The organism is Bradyrhizobium sp. AZCC 2289 (genome assembly GCF_036924615.1).
In the GTDB taxonomy this organism is placed as follows: Bacteria; Pseudomonadota; Alphaproteobacteria; order Rhizobiales; family Xanthobacteraceae; genus Bradyrhizobium.
The window spans coordinates 487,637-502,951 of record NZ_JAZHRY010000001.1 but is presented as its reverse complement, the minus strand read 5'-3'; the positions used below and the strand labels follow the sequence as shown (position 1 = coordinate 502,951).

The window sequence follows — 15,315 nt, the reverse complement described above, 5'->3', positions numbered from 1 at the left end:
TAAAGCTCATGCTCAGCCTGAAAACTTTGCGTTTGAGTCCGCAGCGAGTCAAGCCGACGTTGCGCCACACGCCGCTCCGTTGGTTTGAGAACGATGGAAACAAGGAACCGCGGTCACGATTTCAGGGAGGAGTGTGATGCTTGGCCAAGGCAGTGCAGTGCAGCATCGAGCGATAAGCCCCGCATTCCCATACGGAATGAAGCGACTGTCCGTGCTCGATGCCGAGATGGCCTACGTCGATGTCGGGCAGGGCGCTCCGATCGTGTTCCTTCACGGCAATCCTACCTCGTCCTACATGTGGCGGAACGTTATCCCATATGCAGTGCCGTTCGGACGCGTGCTCGCGCCGGATCTGATCGGCTTCGGCCAATCCGGCAAATCGCCGCGGAGCGCGTATCGTTTCTTCGACCATGTCGCCTATCTCGACGCCTGGTTCGAGAAGCTGGCCTTGACCAGGAACATCGTGCTCGTCGTGCAGGATTGGGGTGCCGCGCTCGGGTTCAATCGAACCTGTCGTTATCCCGATAGTATTTCCGGCACCGTCTACATGGAGGCGATGGTCCGCCCTCGCCGATGGACCGACATGCCTCCCGAGCGGCAGCAGACCTTCCGGCGTTTGCGTGGCCCCGAGGGAGAGAACCTTGTGCTGCGCGACAACTTCTTCGTCGAGAAGATGCTGTTCGAATACGGCGTCATCCGAAAATTGAGCGATGAGGAGAAGGCGGTCTATGCGGCTCCGTTCGATACGCCGGAATCGAGATTGCCGACGCTGGTGTTTCCTCGCGACATTCCCTTCGACGGAGAACCGGCCGACATGAGCGCGGCGGTCGAGCGCTACAGCGCCTGGATGGGATCGAGCACGCACCTTCCCAAGCTCTTCATCGACGCCTTGCAGGGCCACGGCACGGCCGGAGCGGCCCGTGAGCATTGTCTCGAGTGGCCGAACCAGACGGTGGTCAGGGTCGAAGCCAAGCATTACGTGCCGGAAGATTGTCCACACGAGATCGGCGAAGCGCTCGTCGAATTCCTGAGACGGGTTCGGGGCGGCGCATGAGCAAGAACTGGCGACCACTTCAGGTAGCGCTGCGGAACGCGCTCGGTTCGGCGGTTCGCTTCGATGCCGCGCACAAGTCCGTGTACGCGTCGGACGCCTCCAACTACCGGCAAGTGCCAATCGGCGTCGTCGTGCCGCGATCCTTGGATGAGTTCGCGAAGGGCGTCGCCATCTGTCACGAAAATCGGGTGCCGTTACTGGCTCGTGGCGCCGGCACGTCGATGAGCGGCCAGACCGTTAACGATGCCGTGGTTTTCGACCTGTCGGTGTCCTGCAACCGCATCGTCGAAATCAATCCCACGTCGAAGACAGCGCTCGTCGAGCCCGGCGTCGTCTGCGACTCGCTGCGCTCGGCGGCCGAGCGCCACGGTCTCACCTTTGCTCCTGATCCCTCCACCCACAGCCGCTGCACGCTCGGCGGAATGATCGGCAACAACTCGTGCGGCGCCCACTCGGTGATGGCCGGCAAGACGCTCGAGAACGTCCGCGCCCTCGAGGTCATGACCTATGATGGTGAACGGTTCTGGGTCGGACCCACTACCGAAGAGGAAATCGAAGCGATCATCCTCGCCGGAGGGCGCAAAGGGCAGATCTATCGCGATCTAAGGGATCTGCGGGATCGCTATGCGGACCGGATACGGAAGCGCTTCCCTTCGATCAAGCGGCGCGTGTCCGGCTTCAACCTGGATCAGCTTCTTCCGGAGAACGGGTTCAATCTGGCGCGTGCGCTCGTTGGGACCGAGGGCACGTGCGCCCTCGTCCTCAGGGCATCCGTCGATCTCGTCACCAGCCCTCAATACAGAGTTCTGCTCGTTCTCGGCTTCGACGACATCTACGTCGCCGCGGACGCCGTCCCGGATTACGAGCGCTTCCGTCCGATCGCCATCGAAGGTCTCGATCGGATGATCATCCGAGGCCTGCAGGCGCGCGATCTCGCGCAAGCCGAAATCGACCTGTTGCCGGCCGGCGATGCCTGGGTAGTTCTCGAATTCGGCGCCGACTCGGAAAGCCAGGCGATCGAACAGGCCGAGAGGGCGGCGGCATTTTTCCGTGCCAGGCCGTTCGGTCCGCGACCGAGCACGAAGATCGTGCCGGATCGGATCATGCAGAAACGGATCTGGTCGATCCGCGAAAACGGCGCTTCTGCCACGCAACTGTCCATCGATCCCGAAATACCCGATCCGCAGGTGGGATGGGAGGACGCCGCGGTCGATCCGCATCGATTGGGAGACTACCTTCGCGCCTTCGACGCGCTCGTGAAAAGATATGGGTACCGGACCTCCTTGTTCGGCCATTTCGGCGACGGCTGCGTTCACGCCCGCATCACGTTCGATCTCCGGTCGAAACCAGGGGTCGACAAATTCAGGAACTTCGTCCGTGAGGCCGCGGAGCTCGTCGTTGCGTTCGGCGGATCGCTGTCGGGCGAACACGGTGACGGTCAAGCGAAAGGCGAATTCCTTCCGATCATGTTCGGCGACGAACTGGTGGAAGCGATGCGCCGGTTCAAGCGGATTTGGAATCCAGACGGCCTTCTGAACCCCGGCAAGGTGGTCGACGCATATCGAGTCGACGAGAACCTGCGTGCCGGCCCGGACTACAAGGTCGTACCGATCACGACGCACATGACGTTCCGGAGCCGGGAAGGCGACGGCTTTCAGCGCGCGGTCGAGCGCTGCGTCGGCATGGGGAAGTGCCGTGCAGCGAAAGGCGGCATCATGTGCCCGAGTTTTCGGGCCACCGGCGAAGAGCGCTACTCGACGCGCGGCCGGGCCAGGCTCCTGTGGGAGATGCTGCAGGGCGACGTGGTGCGGGACGGTTGGAAGAGTGAGGCCGTCAAGGAAGCGCTGGACACGTGCCTGAGCTGCAAAGGTTGTCGCAGCGACTGCCCGACGCACACCGACATGGCGTCGTACAAGGCGGAGTTTCTGTCCCGCTACTACGAGCATAGATCGCGCCCCCGTCAGGCCTGGTCCATGGGACGCATCGGCGATTGGGCTCCGCTCGCCGCGGCCATGCCTCGTCTCACGAACTTCATGACGAACGCGCCGGTACTCGCGTCCTTCTCCAAATGGGTTGCAGGCGTCGCGCCCGATCGGGATCTTCCGAAATTCGCCGCCACCGGCTTTCGCCGCGCTTTCGAAGCGGATCAGACGGCCGCTTCTCGCGGTAAGCCGCCGGTGCTGCTGTGGCTGGACACATTCTGCGACAACTTCCAGCCGGAGGTCGCCGAGGCCGCCGTGGCGGTCCTTCGGGATGCGGGCTTCGAGCCGGTTCTTCCGAAGCGGCGCATATGTTGCGGGCGCCCGTTGTACGATTTCGGCTATCTGGATCTCGCTAAGGGCAGGCTACAGGAGATCATCGAGGTCCTCTCGCCGGTGCTGGAAGCGGAGCGGGAGCGTCCTGTCGGCATCGTAGGTCTCGAGCCCGGATGTCTATCCGTGTTCAAGGACGAGTTGCCCAAGTTGTTTCCGGACGATCCCCGGGCCCAACGGATATCGCGCAGCGTCTTCCTGTTGGGGGACTTTCTCCTCGCGCACGGCTACGAGCCGCCGCGGCTGGACATCGATGTGCTCGTTCACACGCACTGTCACCAGAAATCGCTGTTCGGCAATCGGGGCGACACCGCAATGCTCGAAAGGGCCGGTGCACGCGCGACATGGCTCGACGGCGGCTGCTGCGGAATGGCCGGCTCCTTCGGATTCAATCCGAACCACGCCCGGCTCTCCCGCGACGTCACCGAATTGGTTCTCGCACCTGAGGTCCGCAAGCAGCCGCCTGGCACGGTGATCCTAACGAACGGGTTCAGTTGCCGAGAGCAGGTCAAGCACATGACCGGGCGGACCGCCATGCACTTGGCTCAGGTTCTCGCCATGGGGCTTCCGCGGAGAGTTGACGCGATCGAACGTCCGCAGCAGGGCGAAAGCGCCTCGCCAAGTACCATCGAAAACGTCGTCTGAACGAAGCAGGAGGAACGCGTGTCGAGACGAAGGAATCGGATAGGCGGCGCTCTCGCGCCGGTGCTCACTCCGTTCGATGAGGATCGCGAGCCCGACTTTCCGGCGTTTCTCGCTCATTGTCGATGGCTGCTCGACAACGGCGCCGGACTCGCGATCTTCGGCACGAATTCCGAAGCCGCCTCGCTTAGCACCGACGAACGGATCGCCCTGACCGACGGTCTAATCGAGGCCGGCATCCCGTCAGACAGACTGATGCCGGGAACGGGTGCCTGCTCCGTCAAGGATGCCGTCCGTCTGACGCGACATGCTGTCCAGAACGGCGCGGCAGGCGTCCTGATGCTGCCGCCGTTCTACTTCAAGAACGTTTCCGAGGAGGGCGTCTTTTCCTACTACGCGGAAGTGATCGACGCCGTCGCCGAGCCGAACCTGGCGATCTATCTCTACCACATCCCGCAAGTGACCCAGGTGCCGATAACGCTGTCGCTGATCGAGCGGCTCCTCAAGCGCTATCCACGCGCGATCGCGGGTGCCAAGGATTCCTCCGGAGACTGGGCGAATTCCAAGGCGATGATCGAGAACTTCGCCAAGGAAGGCTTCGACGTCTTTCCCGCCAGCGAGGTCCTCCTTTCGGACTCGTTAGCGATCGGCGGCGCCGGTTGCATCAGCGCGACGGTGAACATCAATCCGGCCACGATCAGCGCCCTGTTCGCCACTCTTGACGGTGGTCGACCGGCCCACGAGACGCCAGCGCTGCAGGCGAGGGTCGATGAAGTGCGAAGGATCTTCCAGTCGTTCGAATTGATCCCGGCCATGAAGAGCGCTTTGGCCCACTTCACCGGCCGAGAAGCCTGGAAGATCGTGCGACCGCCGCTCACGCCGCTAAGTCAGTCGGTCCAGTCCGACCTGCTGAAGAAGCTGGCATCGCTGAACTTCGAGATGTCGGTCGAGCAATAAGAATTCGAAACATAAAAAATCCGGAGGAACGAAACGATGATGACGAACGAAGCAGTGTCTCCAACGATGGTGGAGTCTGATGCGAGGCCGTCCAGCACGCGACAGGCGGTCGGGCTGGTTCTGCTCCTGGGTCTCTCGTACATGTTCAACGCCATGGACCGCCAGGTCTTTCCAGCGCTGCTCGGCAGCATCCGTGCGGATTATGGCCTCACTCTCCCGGAAGCGGGCTTCGTGAGCACCGTCTTCACGGTCAATGTGGCGATCTTCGCGGCCTTGAGCGGCTGGTTCATGGCCAGGTTCGGACGCCGAAATGTCCTGGTGGGCGGTCTCGTCTGCTACTCGCTGTTCACTTTGCTGACGCCATTAGCGACCGGGTTCGTCAGCTTGACGGTTCTGCGGGCGCTTACGGGTGTCGGGGAGGCGCTGCAGGTAGGAGCCGTCTTCGCCTGCATGGGAGCCTATTTCGGCGCGCGGCGCGGAGCAGCCATGGGTGCGATGCAGACGTTCTTCGGGTTGGGCGCGTTCCTGGGCCCGGTCCTCGGCACGCGGCTGGAGAACTGGGCCAATTCCTGGTCGGCGTCGTTCTACGCGTACGGGGTAGCCGGGATCGTAATGGCCGTCGTCGCCGCGGTGGTCATTCCATTGGAGTTCACCGACGCCGGCCCGACTCCGTCGCTCGCACGGAACGCCGAGATGCCGACCGCGTCGATCTGGACACGCAATCTCATTCTGAGTGCTGTGTCCTTCGGGTTCGTCGGGTTCTCGTTCTTCTCCTATTCGGCGCTGTACGCGAATTACGCCCACACGGTGCTCGGTTTCTCGGTAGTGGATGCCGGAGCGGCGCTCGGCATGTACGGCATCGGGGCGATGCTCGGCGTCTTCGGCGGCTGGTTGGGCGACAAGATCAGCAACAGGAGCATCATCGGCGCCTTGATGCTGATGGCGACCGCCGGCTACGTCCTGTTTGACGGTGTGCCGCAATTCAGACTCCACCTGCTGCTGTCGTTGGTCTTCGGCCTGACGATGAGCGGGTTCTTGTTCACGCGATTCATGTCGGTCGTACAGCGTAGCGTGGATCCGAGCCAGATCGGCTATGCGGGGGCCGTCGCTCTCGCGGCCTTCTACCTGCCGGGACCATTCGCCGGCTGGCTCTTCGGCAAGCTCGTGGAAACCGCCGGATGGTCGACCGCTTCCCTTTTGGTGGTGGTTGGACCGCCGTTGCTTGGGGTCGTTCTGATGAGCCTGTACGATTTTTCCAAGATGCGGAAAGACTAAAGGAGCTTCGCGATGACAAGGACGAACGGTTCATCAATTCCGCGCCGCGCGATCGTGATCGGTGGCTCCATGTCGGGTCTCTTCGCAGCGTCACTTCTGCGGAAGGCCGGATGGCAGGCCGACGTATACGAGCGCAGCGACGTCGAACTTCGGGGGCGCGGTGCCGGGATTGTCACCCATCCCGATCTCATACAGTCGCTTGAGCGAAGCGGCGCCCAATTGAAGGACTTGGGCGTCACGGTCTACGAGCGCGTCGCGTTGGATTCGCAGGGCAGCGTGATCGAGCGGCTACCCTACGAGCAGATCGTTACCTCGTGGGATAAACTGCATCAGATCATGCGCGCCACGATCCCACAGGGCACGCACCATCTCGGTTACAACTTGAAGACCATTGAACAAGACGCCGATTCCGTTACGGCGATCTTCGAGAACGGCAAACGCGTGACCGGCGACCTACTGGTCGGCGCCGACGGGTTTCGTTCGGTCGTGCGCAACATGTTCGTTCCGGAGATCCAACCGATCTACGCAGGTTACGTGGTCTGGCGCGGTCTTGCCGACGAGCGTGTCATTCCGAAGCAAGCGCACGAGGCGGTCTTCGACAAGTTCGCGTTCTTCCTGCCGCCCCACAATAAGAACATCGGCTACCCGATCGCCGGACCGGACAACGATCTACGGCCAGGTCACCGCCGGTGGAATTGGGTCTGGTATCGGGCCGTCTCCAAACCCGACCTGGACGACATGCTGGTGGACGAGGAGGGCGTCTACCATGCCGTTTCCATTCCGCCGCCGAAAGTCCGAGCCCATGTCATCGCGCGTCTGAAGGAGGACGCGCGCCATTTCCTGCCGCCGCCGATGCGCGATATCCTTTTCTGCGTCTCCAAACCCTTCTTCACGCCGATCTACGATCTGCTGGTCGATAAAATGGTATACGGTCGCGTCGCGCTGATCGGCGACGCTGCCGCGGTGGCTCGGCCTCACGTGGGTATGGGTATCGCCAAGGCCGGCACGGACGCCGAGGTTCTCGCGGATTCGCTCGCGAGTCATCCGGACCTGCTCGAGGGCCTTTCTCGTTTCGAACGCGAGCGTCTACCAATCGCCGGGAAGGCTGTGGCCCAAGGTCGCCTTCTGGGAGAATACATGCTCGATCACGCCTCGCCCGAGACCGGGGTGAACGATGCGCATCGGCGTGAATTCCATAGCATTCCGGGCATTCTCAAGCACACCGCGTCGTCCGCATTTCTTCGTTCAGCCTAGGAGCTTCGGTACGTCACATGGGAATTCAAGATCTTCCGGTCCCCGATTTGTCGCGCAACATGCGGCTGATCGGACATACCGATCAAGGCGGCCGTCCGGACGGCGTCCAGCTCATGGTTCACCGTGGTTTCGCGTACATCGGCCACATGTTCTCGAAGGGGTTCAGCGTCGTCGACGTGAAGGACCCTGCGCGGCCGAAACCGGTGCAGTACGTTCCCGCCGCTCAGAACACCTGGAACATCCACCTGCAGACGCACGACGACCTGCTCCTCGTCATCAACGCCAAGGACATGTTCGCTGCTCCCGAGTTTCAGGACGAGAAGGCCTACTACAAGGGCGAACTCGGAAGGAAAGTCGGTACGGCCGACGTCGGAAAGCGTGTGCGCGATTGGCGGGCGGGTCTCGCCGTCTACGACATCTCGCGTGGCGAAGCGCCACGCGAGATCGGCTTCATGCCGATAGAAGGCGGCGGCATTCATCGGCTATGGTACACCGGCGGGCGGTGGGCTTACGCCTCGGCTCTGATCGACGGGTTCACGGACTACATCTTCATCACCATCGACATGAGCGATCCCACCCGGCCGGAGGAGGCGGGGCGGTATTGGCTGCCGGGAATGAACGCCGCCGCTGGCGAAGCCGCGGTGGCGGATCCTTCGCGTCGGCAGGGCTTGCATCACCCCATCGTCCACGGAGACACCGCCTATCTCGCCTGGCGCGATGCCGGGATGGTCATTCTGGACGTCAAGGATCGCGCCCAACCAAAACTCGTCGCCCACAAGAATTGGTCGCCGCCGTTCGGCGGCGGAACGCATAACTGTCTGCCTTTGCCCGACCGCGATTTGCTCGTGGTGCTCGATGAGGCCGTGCTGGATCACCAGGAGGATGGCGAGAAGCTAATATGGCTGTTCGACGTCCGCGAGCCGTCCAACCCAGTGAGCATTTCGACCTTCAAGTCGCCTTCGGACGCGGATTATAGGGCGAAGCCCGGGCATTTTGGTCCGCACAATCTGCATGAGAACCGACCCGGCAGTTTCGTCAGCTCGGAACTCGTCTTCACGACGTACCAAAACGCGGGTGTTCGGGTCTTCGATATCCGCGATCGCTACGCGCCTCGCGAAGTCGGCGCGTTGGTCCCGCCGGCACCGGCCAAACTGGTCGATAGCCGTCCGGGCCGACCGAAAGTCATCCAGTCGGCGGATGTTTTCGTCGATGCGTCGGGGATAGTCTACAGTACCGACTACAATGGCGGGCTCTGCGTGATGGAGTTTCAGGGATGAGTTCGTCGAAAACGCGAACTCGTCCGATAAACGCGGCCATCGTCGGGCTGGGATGGTGGGGCCAGCACATTCTGCGGCAGATGATCGGCTCCGATATCGTTCGCATCGTGTATGCGGTCGGAAGCCGCGCGGAGCATCGGGCGCACGCCGACAAATTCGATGTGGCCTTTACCACGGACTTCGCGCGCGTCCTCGGGGACGTTTCGATCGATTTCGTGATCCTTGCGACGCCCCATGCCCAACACGGCCTACAGATCGAGGCCGTGGCCCGCGCGGGCAAGCACGTCTTCTGCGAAAAACCTGTCGGACTTTCCGTGGAGGAAGTTTCGAAGTCGCTCGAGGCATGCCGCGTGGCCGATGTTCGCTTAGGCATCGGGCATGAACGCCGGTTCGAGCCGGCGGTGGAAGCTCTGCGCAGATTGCTGGTCGACGGATTCCTCGGGACCGTCATGCACGTCGAAGCTTCTTTCAATCACGACAAGCTGCAGGGTATCGCCGGTGACAATTGGCGGGTGAGCGCTCAGAGCGAAATACCGCTCGCGATGACGGCGACGGGCATCCACTTGACGGACCTGTTTCTGGATCTGGTCGGACCGATCGAGACGGTGACTGCATTTCCGGCGACACGCATGTCGAACACGGGCTACGCGGACACGCTATCAGTCCATTTCGGCTTTGCCTCCAAGGCGACTGGCTACCTGAACACCGTGCTCGCCACCCCCTTCTACTCCCGGCTGGCAATTTTCGGCAGCGACGCGTGGGCGGAAGTCCGCGACTCCTCGCATCCGGACGAAGCCGGTGCGAGCACGCTGACGGTACAATCCCGGACGGGGTCGCCATCGGTCGCTAAACTGGCCAGCAGGGATTCGGTGCGCGCCAATCTGGAACGGTTCGCGCTTTCGATCGAAGGCAAAGCATCCTATCCGTTCACGGAAGAGCAGATCCTGGAAAACATAGCGGTTATGAGCGCCGTATCGCGATCTATCGCGGCCGGACGAAGCGTGTCGATAGCCGAGGTACTGTCTCGGTCGCCGATCTAGTGCTTGGAATTGCATTCACACCGTTCCGCAGATCGTCCTCTGTCGAACGCGCCGCTGGGCGCGTGCGGAAACGCGGCGACTAGGCGTTTAAGGCGTAATCGCCGGCGAGCGGAAAGCTCGCCGGCGACGCATCGCTATCGGCACAGTGCCACGCTCAGGCGTGGTAGGGGTGGCCATCCAACCGCACGGGCGGAGAGATGTAGGACGCGCTACCGCTTAGGCGGCAGCCGCCTCGGCGGTCGCGTAGTCCGTATAGCCGCGCTCGTCGCCGCCGTAGAAGGTCGACCGGTCATAGCGGGTGAGCGGCAGGCCCTGCCGCATCCGCTTCGGCAGATCAGGGTTCGAGATGAAGTGGCGACCGAAGGCGACAAGGTCGGCGTCGCCGAACGTGACGATGGCTTCTGCGGAAGCCGGGGTGAAGCCGCCAGCCGCGATCAAAGTCCGCGAGAACTTCGGCCGCAGATGCTGCGCGGCGATCGGCGACCTGCCATGCGAGACTTCCTCGGTGCCCATGATGCGCGGTTCGACAACGTGGAGATAGGCGATGCCTAGGCGGTCGAGCTGCGTCGTCAAATAGCCGAACGTCGCCGCCGGGTCGCTGTCCGCCATGGATCCGTAGGTGCCGCTCGGCGCGATGCGTACGCCGACGCGATCGGCTCCCCAGACGGAGATCGCGGCCTGCGTCACCTCCAGCAGGAAGCGGGCGCGGTTTTCGATCGGGCCGCCGTATTCGTCGGTCCTCTTGTTCGTTCCGTCTTGCAGGAACTGGTCGGGCAGGTAACCGTTCGCGCCATGGATTTCGACGCCATCGAAGCCCGACCGCAGCGCCCGCTCGGCGCCCGAGCGAAACTCTTCGATGATGCCGGGGATCTCGTGCAGTTCGAGGGCGCGCGGCATCGAGAACGGGACTTCGCCGCGCTTGGAGTACGCGTAGCCCTCGGCCGCGATGGCGGAGGGCGCGACCGGCGCGTCCCCGTTCGGCTGCAAGTCGACATGCGACTGCCGGCCGACGTGCCACAATTGCTGGAAGATGCGGCCGCCCTTGGCGTGGACCGCGTTAGTGACGCGCTGCCATCCTGCGATCTGGGTGTCGGAGTAGATGCCTGGCGCACCGGCATAACCGTTGCCGCGGGTCGAGACCGGCGTCGCTTCGGAGATGATCAGGCCGGCTTTGGATGTGCGCTGTGTGTAGTATTCGACCATCAGGTCGCTCGGAATGTCGCCCGGATCCGAGCGCATCCGCGTCAGCGGCGCCATCACGACGCGATGGGACAACGTGTAGGGACCGACCTGGGTCGGCGTGAACAGCTTGGACATTGGAATGTTCCTTTCGGGTGCTCGAGTGGAAGGACAGCGGCCGATGGTCATTGCGCCCCACCGGCCGCCTCATGCGCCGTCACACCTTGACGGCGGCCGCCCGCTGGAGGACCGGGATCATGTCTTCTGGCTCGGGCCGGCGGGTGTAGTCGGGGTTCACTTCGGAATAGAGGATCGCGCCATCCTGTCCGATGACGTAACGGGCCGGCATCGGCAGCGTCCAACTCGGGTCGTCGTTGAACGTCGGCAGATCGTTCTTGAGCTGCTTGTAGAGTTCGACCAGATAGTCGGGCAGGTCGAAGCGCAGGCCGAACGCGGCGCCGACCTTTCCCTTCACGTCCGACAGGATCGGGAACGAGAGCTTGTTCTGGCGCACCGACTTGCGGCTGTTGGGGGCGGTCTGCGGCGAGATCGCGACCAGCGAAGCGCCGTACCTGTCGAACTCCGGCTTGGCAGCTTCGAGCGCCTGCAGCTCCATGTTACAGTACGGGCACCAGACGCCCCGGTAGAAGCTGAGCACCACAGGGCCGCGCTTCAGAAGGTCGGCCGAGTTGATGACGTTACCTTCCGGATCCTTCAGCGAGAAGGACGGGGCGACATCGCCTGCCTTCTTAGCGTGCCGCGCGGCCCCCGACTCGATCAGTTCGGCGGTGGCGCGGTGCATCGTCTCGATGACCGAGCGAGGAACACTGTAGGGCGGCTTTCCGGCTTCGAAATCGGATTTGAAAGCGTCGAGCTTGGCCTGAAGCGACATGACGGTTCTCCTTTGGCGTCTGCGGACGGCGGCGCCGCCCATTTCGTTGAACTCACGCGCAGAAACCTAAAGGAGACCGCCTGACGAGGTAGCGGGCACGTCCGACTAGAGGTTATTCCGCCCGGGAATGATCGCGGCGCAGCGGGTCAGCATCCCCTGCAGATGGTCAGCTTGCGGTCCAGTTCCTGGTCCAACTGCTGTTGCTGGTGCTCCCATGCCGAGACGGCTTCGTGCTGGGGGACGTCTGCCTGGTGCGGTTGCCGATGGCCGACCGGAGCAAGCCAGGGCGAGCGCGAGGTCAACACGATCGGCGCACGATCTGTGGCGGCGCTGATCGACAGATCGGGGAAAACGGCGATGCTATCTTGCCGATAGGTAGCGTTTGCCGGTGAAAGCAGGGCGGCAAGGACAGCGACGGCGGTGGCTGCGCTAAGTGAGCGCTTCAGGATCGAGGTGCGGGACATGGCGACACTCCTTTGTAGGAGGCTCGGGATGAGCAGCTCCGTTGCGTGTCACCGTACTCATCCAGCCCAAACGCTGAATGCCGGCCAGGATCGAAGGCATGCTCGTTCGTCTCATGAGCTGCGCGAGACGCGCCCCCTGCCGCAAGATCTATCGGCGTTCTCGTTTATGCGTTGAACGACCGGTCGAAGAAGTCAACGAAAGCTCGCGCCTTCGCAGTCGCCGCGCGACCGGTCGGAAGCACCGCCCATAGGTCGAGTGGCGGGAGACTCCAGTCAGACAGGACCGCTCGGACGGCGCCCGATCGCCGTTCGGGGCTGAACATCCACTCCGACGCGATGGTCAGTCCTGCATGGGCGAGCACCGCGGCTCTCACACCTTCCGCAGCGGTCACCCGCAATCTGCTTTGAACGCTAACGGCCAGTTCCGTACTTTCGCGCCTGAACGACCACACGCTGCCTTCTCCCTGCAGATAGACGACGGCTTGGTGCTTGCTCAGTTCACTCGGCGTCGACGGCGTGCCCGCCCGATCGAAATAGGCAGGCGTGCCCAACACGAGCCGCTTGCACCTTGCGACGCGGCGAGCGGTCAGTGTCGAATCCATCATCTTCCCCATCCGGAGAGCCACGTCGATGCCCTCCTGGACGAGCTCGATTTGACGGTCGTCCAGGATCGCCTCTAGCTCCAGTTCCGGATGCTGCGCCATGAACTGCGGCAACATCGGAATGAGATGGATCCGTGCAAACGTGACGGCGGCGCAACGCGCAATCGTCCTTTGAGGCCTGCTCCCGCTCCGCGCGCGGCGAGCTCGGCCTCGGCCGCTTCTTCAAGCGCCCGCCTGGCGCGCTCGAGATAGCCAAGTCCGGCCTCGGTGGGTGTTAGTCCCCGCGTCGAGCGCGTCAGCAGTTTGACGCCGAGATATTCCTCCAGTTGCGCGACCGATTTCGAGACCGCTGGTTGTCCTACTCGAAGCTGTCGGGCCGCTCCGGAAAAGGAGCCAGTCTCGACGACCCGTACGAATGTCTCCATCGAAGCCAGCCGATCCATCCTATTCTCCGCAGGAATGAGCGATATCGCTCCGCCCTATCTGCCATGCCGGGCGGGATTTGGCCATCTTTGTACGCGTCCGAACCCGCCGAGGAGAGATGCGATGTACACCCACGAAGACCAGATCACGATGCCGGTCCGAATCGCCACAGCCAACTCCCGTGGAGTGGCCCGCGCGAAAGCCATCGCGCTCGAAGCTGCCCAGGCCTTGTCCGGATCGGCCAGGGACGCACTACTGGCTTACGCGATGACGGGCAGCGCCGTGGCAAGCATCTTGGTCGTCGCCGCGCCCCATTTTGAGGTGCTACTGCGGTGCATTTTCCATGGACGTGGATAGCGGGGCGTCATCGGTTCGCGGTGGCCGCCACGATTGACAGGACCTAGCCATTGCATCGAATTAAGTTTGGCAAGCGCGTCCCGGAAGGCCAAAGGAGACTTAGAATGCAGCGACCTGACCAGTACACGGCTTACCCGCGCGGCGTGCCCAGCGGATTGCCGGGGCAGATTGTTCTCGTACTTCGTCGTCCGTGAAGAATTCCCAAGTCGTTGATTTAGAATCTGGAAACGGCAGGCTGAGGCAATCGAGTTTGCCGGGAATGGGGTGTGCGGAAGGGGATTCCTTGCAAATTTGATTTGTGATTCACTCGCCTTTGAGTGTTTTGGCGGGGGACCAGATGCGGCCACCGGAACGGCGTGAGACGGGTGAGCAGGATCTGTTCCGCTCTCGGCTCGATCAGATCATCGACCTGAAGCATCCGCTGGTGGCGCTGGGGCGCACGGTGGATTGGGGATTCCTGGAACGGGAGTTTGGGGCGGTCTACTCGGATGATCCGGGCCGCCCACCACTGCCGACGCGATTGATGGCGGGGCTGGCGATCCTCAAGCACACCTACGACCTGTCCGACGAGGTTTTGTGCGAGCGCTGGGTCGAGAACCCCTATTATCAGTTCTTCTGCGGCGAGGAGTTCTTCCAGCATCGGCTGGTGTTCGATCGCTCGTCGCTGATCCTTGGCTATACGGCAGATCCGGTTGGTAGTGGACTTGTTGAGAGCCTAGCCCGCCCCGGTGGCAATATCACAGGCCTTGCCACCTATTTGCCTGAGCTCGCATCGAAGCAATTTGAGCTGCTGACAGCCGTGGTGCCCAATTTGTCGCGCGTAGGCATTCTTATGAACCCCAACAACCTCGCTTATGTGGGCATGCTTAAGACCACCCGCGCGGTTGCTGCCGGATCTGGCATCAAATTAGACCTCATGGAGGCCCGCAGCATTGAGGAGACGACACATGCCTTCGAGAAGCTCGACGAGCAGGTCGAGGCCGTGATGATTGTTCCAGACCCGGTATACGATCCACCGCGAACGTTGGTGGCGGATCTGGCATTGAAGCGTCGGTTGCCGTCGATACACCCCTACGCCGAGTACACGGCGCTCGGCGGGCTTATGAGCTATGGCGACAGCCTCGGCAAATTTTATAGGCGAGCGGCGTACTTTGTGGACAAGATCTTCAAGGGAGTCCAGCCGCGCGATCTTCCCGTTGAGCAACCCACGACGTTCCAGTTTGTTATCAATCTGAAGACCGCGAAAACGCTTGGTCTCGACGTGCCAACTACACTGCTCGCCCGGGCTGACGAGGTGATCGAATGAACCGTCGCCAGTTCCGAAATTGTGCACGTTTGAGACATCCTGTGATGTCAGCCCCGCGGTCGCTATTGGAGGGAAAGCAGACATTAGCAAACGTTGATCACAAGCATCGCACCATGACCACCCCGAGCAGGACGCGGCGGCCTGTTAAAAGGTGAAGCTTGTCACCGTTACAAGGGTCTCGGTGCGACAAATCCAAGTTTCGCGGGAAGGAGGCGTTCTACCCCTGCACCTCAACGTCTTCGTGCCTGCTTAACTGATCGCAATCCCGCCGACCAACCATC

At 62.3% G+C, this 15,315-nt stretch carries 14 protein-coding genes; 9 read left to right on the top strand and 5 right to left on the bottom strand.

Annotated features, from left to right (window positions below; genetic code table 11):
* Nucleotides 1-136 precede the first annotated feature (136 nt).
* From V1289_RS02640 to V1289_RS02610, 7 genes are read left to right on the top strand one after another with little or no spacing between them, the layout of a single operon-like run.
* Nucleotides 137-1,054 carry a haloalkane dehalogenase gene (locus V1289_RS02640; RefSeq protein WP_334395506.1) on the top strand — a complete coding sequence of 306 codons (918 nt, stop codon included), beginning with the start codon at nt 137-139 and terminating at the stop codon, nt 1,052-1,054.
* Entirely contained in the window at nt 1,051-4,011 is a 2,961-nt protein-coding gene (locus tag V1289_RS02635; protein ID WP_334395505.1) for an FAD-binding and (Fe-S)-binding domain-containing protein, read from the top strand. The genes V1289_RS02640 and V1289_RS02635 overlap by 4 nt, the downstream gene beginning before the upstream one ends.
* 18 nt (nt 4,012-4,029) lie before the next feature.
* Nucleotides 4,030-4,965: a dihydrodipicolinate synthase family protein gene (locus tag V1289_RS02630; RefSeq protein WP_334395504.1), complete on the top strand. Its 936-nt coding sequence runs from the start codon at nt 4,030-4,032 to the stop codon at nt 4,963-4,965.
* Nucleotides 4,966-5,004: 39 nt separating this feature from the next.
* On the top strand, nt 5,005-6,240 hold the full coding sequence (locus V1289_RS02625) for an MFS transporter (protein WP_334395503.1): 1,236 nt from the start codon (nt 5,005-5,007) through the stop codon (nt 6,238-6,240).
* 12 nt (nt 6,241-6,252) lie between these two features.
* A complete protein-coding gene (locus V1289_RS02620) occupies nt 6,253-7,494 on the top strand; it encodes an FAD binding domain-containing protein (RefSeq protein WP_334395502.1) in 1,242 nt (413 codons plus the stop codon).
* A gap of 17 nt (nt 7,495-7,511) precedes the next feature.
* Nucleotides 7,512-8,771 carry an LVIVD repeat-containing protein gene (locus V1289_RS02615; RefSeq protein ID WP_334395501.1) on the top strand — a complete coding sequence of 420 codons (1,260 nt, stop codon included), beginning with the start codon at nt 7,512-7,514 and terminating at the stop codon, nt 8,769-8,771.
* Nucleotides 8,768-9,811 carry a Gfo/Idh/MocA family protein gene (locus V1289_RS02610; RefSeq protein WP_334395500.1) on the top strand — a complete coding sequence of 348 codons (1,044 nt, stop codon included), beginning with the start codon at nt 8,768-8,770 and terminating at the stop codon, nt 9,809-9,811. The genes V1289_RS02615 and V1289_RS02610 overlap by 4 nt, the downstream gene beginning before the upstream one ends.
* A 216-nt stretch (nt 9,812-10,027) precedes the next feature.
* Here V1289_RS02610 and V1289_RS02605 read toward each other — a convergent pair whose 3' ends face one another.
* From V1289_RS02605 to V1289_RS02585, 5 genes are all read right to left on the bottom strand, one after another.
* A complete protein-coding gene (locus V1289_RS02605; RefSeq protein WP_334395499.1) occupies nt 10,028-11,128 on the bottom strand; it encodes an alkene reductase in 1,101 nt (366 codons plus the stop codon).
* Between the two features lie 79 nt (nt 11,129-11,207).
* A complete protein-coding gene (locus V1289_RS02600) occupies nt 11,208-11,882 on the bottom strand; it encodes a peroxiredoxin-like family protein (RefSeq protein ID WP_334407238.1) in 675 nt (224 codons plus the stop codon).
* Nucleotides 11,883-12,028: 146 nt separating this feature from the next.
* Nucleotides 12,029-12,346, bottom strand: a complete 318-nt coding sequence (locus V1289_RS02595) for a hypothetical protein (RefSeq protein WP_334395498.1) — start codon at nt 12,344-12,346, stop codon at nt 12,029-12,031.
* A gap of 164 nt (nt 12,347-12,510) precedes the next feature.
* A complete protein-coding gene (locus tag V1289_RS02590; protein ID WP_334395497.1) occupies nt 12,511-13,065 on the bottom strand; it encodes a substrate binding domain-containing protein in 555 nt (184 codons plus the stop codon).
* Nucleotides 13,023-13,391 carry a LysR family transcriptional regulator gene (locus V1289_RS02585; RefSeq protein WP_334395496.1) on the bottom strand — a complete coding sequence of 123 codons (369 nt, stop codon included), beginning with the start codon at nt 13,389-13,391 and terminating at the stop codon, nt 13,023-13,025. The genes V1289_RS02590 and V1289_RS02585 overlap by 43 nt, the downstream gene beginning before the upstream one ends.
* A 103-nt stretch (nt 13,392-13,494) precedes the next feature.
* Between V1289_RS02585 and V1289_RS02580 the strand changes: the two genes are divergently transcribed.
* A complete protein-coding gene (locus tag V1289_RS02580) occupies nt 13,495-13,728 on the top strand; it encodes a hypothetical protein (RefSeq protein ID WP_334395495.1) in 234 nt (77 codons plus the stop codon).
* Between the two features lie 337 nt (nt 13,729-14,065).
* A complete protein-coding gene (locus V1289_RS02570) occupies nt 14,066-15,034 on the top strand; it encodes an ABC transporter substrate binding protein (protein ID WP_442895938.1) in 969 nt (322 codons plus the stop codon).
* Nucleotides 15,035-15,315: the final 281 nt, after the last annotated feature.

Excerpts from the sequence above, each read along its gene's own strand:
- V1289_RS02625 (WP_334395503.1), top strand. The coding sequence starts at position 5,005 with ATGACGAACGAAGCAGTGTCTCCAACGATGGTGGAGTCTGATGCGAGG.
- V1289_RS02620 (WP_334395502.1), top strand. The coding sequence starts at position 6,253 with ATGACAAGGACGAACGGTTCATCAATTCCGCGCCGCGCGATCGTGATC.
- V1289_RS02600 (WP_334407238.1), bottom strand. The coding sequence starts at position 11,882 with ATGTCGCTTCAGGCCAAGCTCGACGCTTTCAAATCCGATTTCGAAGCC.
- V1289_RS02605 (WP_334395499.1), bottom strand. The coding sequence starts at position 11,128 with ATGTCCAAGCTGTTCACGCCGACCCAGGTCGGTCCCTACACGTTGTCC.
- V1289_RS02585 (WP_334395496.1), bottom strand. The coding sequence starts at position 13,391 with ATGGATCGGCTGGCTTCGATGGAGACATTCGTACGGGTCGTCGAGACT.
- V1289_RS02580 (WP_334395495.1), top strand. The coding sequence starts at position 13,495 with ATGTACACCCACGAAGACCAGATCACGATGCCGGTCCGAATCGCCACA.
- V1289_RS02610 (WP_334395500.1), top strand. The coding sequence starts at position 8,768 with ATGAGTTCGTCGAAAACGCGAACTCGTCCGATAAACGCGGCCATCGTC.
- V1289_RS02640 (WP_334395506.1), top strand. The coding sequence starts at position 137 with ATGCTTGGCCAAGGCAGTGCAGTGCAGCATCGAGCGATAAGCCCCGCA.
- V1289_RS02570 (WP_442895938.1), top strand. The coding sequence starts at position 14,066 with ATGCGGCCACCGGAACGGCGTGAGACGGGTGAGCAGGATCTGTTCCGC.
- V1289_RS02595 (WP_334395498.1), bottom strand. The coding sequence starts at position 12,346 with ATGTCCCGCACCTCGATCCTGAAGCGCTCACTTAGCGCAGCCACCGCC.
- V1289_RS02590 (WP_334395497.1), bottom strand. The coding sequence starts at position 13,065 with ATGTTGCCGCAGTTCATGGCGCAGCATCCGGAACTGGAGCTAGAGGCG.
- V1289_RS02615 (WP_334395501.1), top strand. The coding sequence starts at position 7,512 with ATGGGAATTCAAGATCTTCCGGTCCCCGATTTGTCGCGCAACATGCGG.
- V1289_RS02635 (WP_334395505.1), top strand. The coding sequence starts at position 1,051 with ATGAGCAAGAACTGGCGACCACTTCAGGTAGCGCTGCGGAACGCGCTC.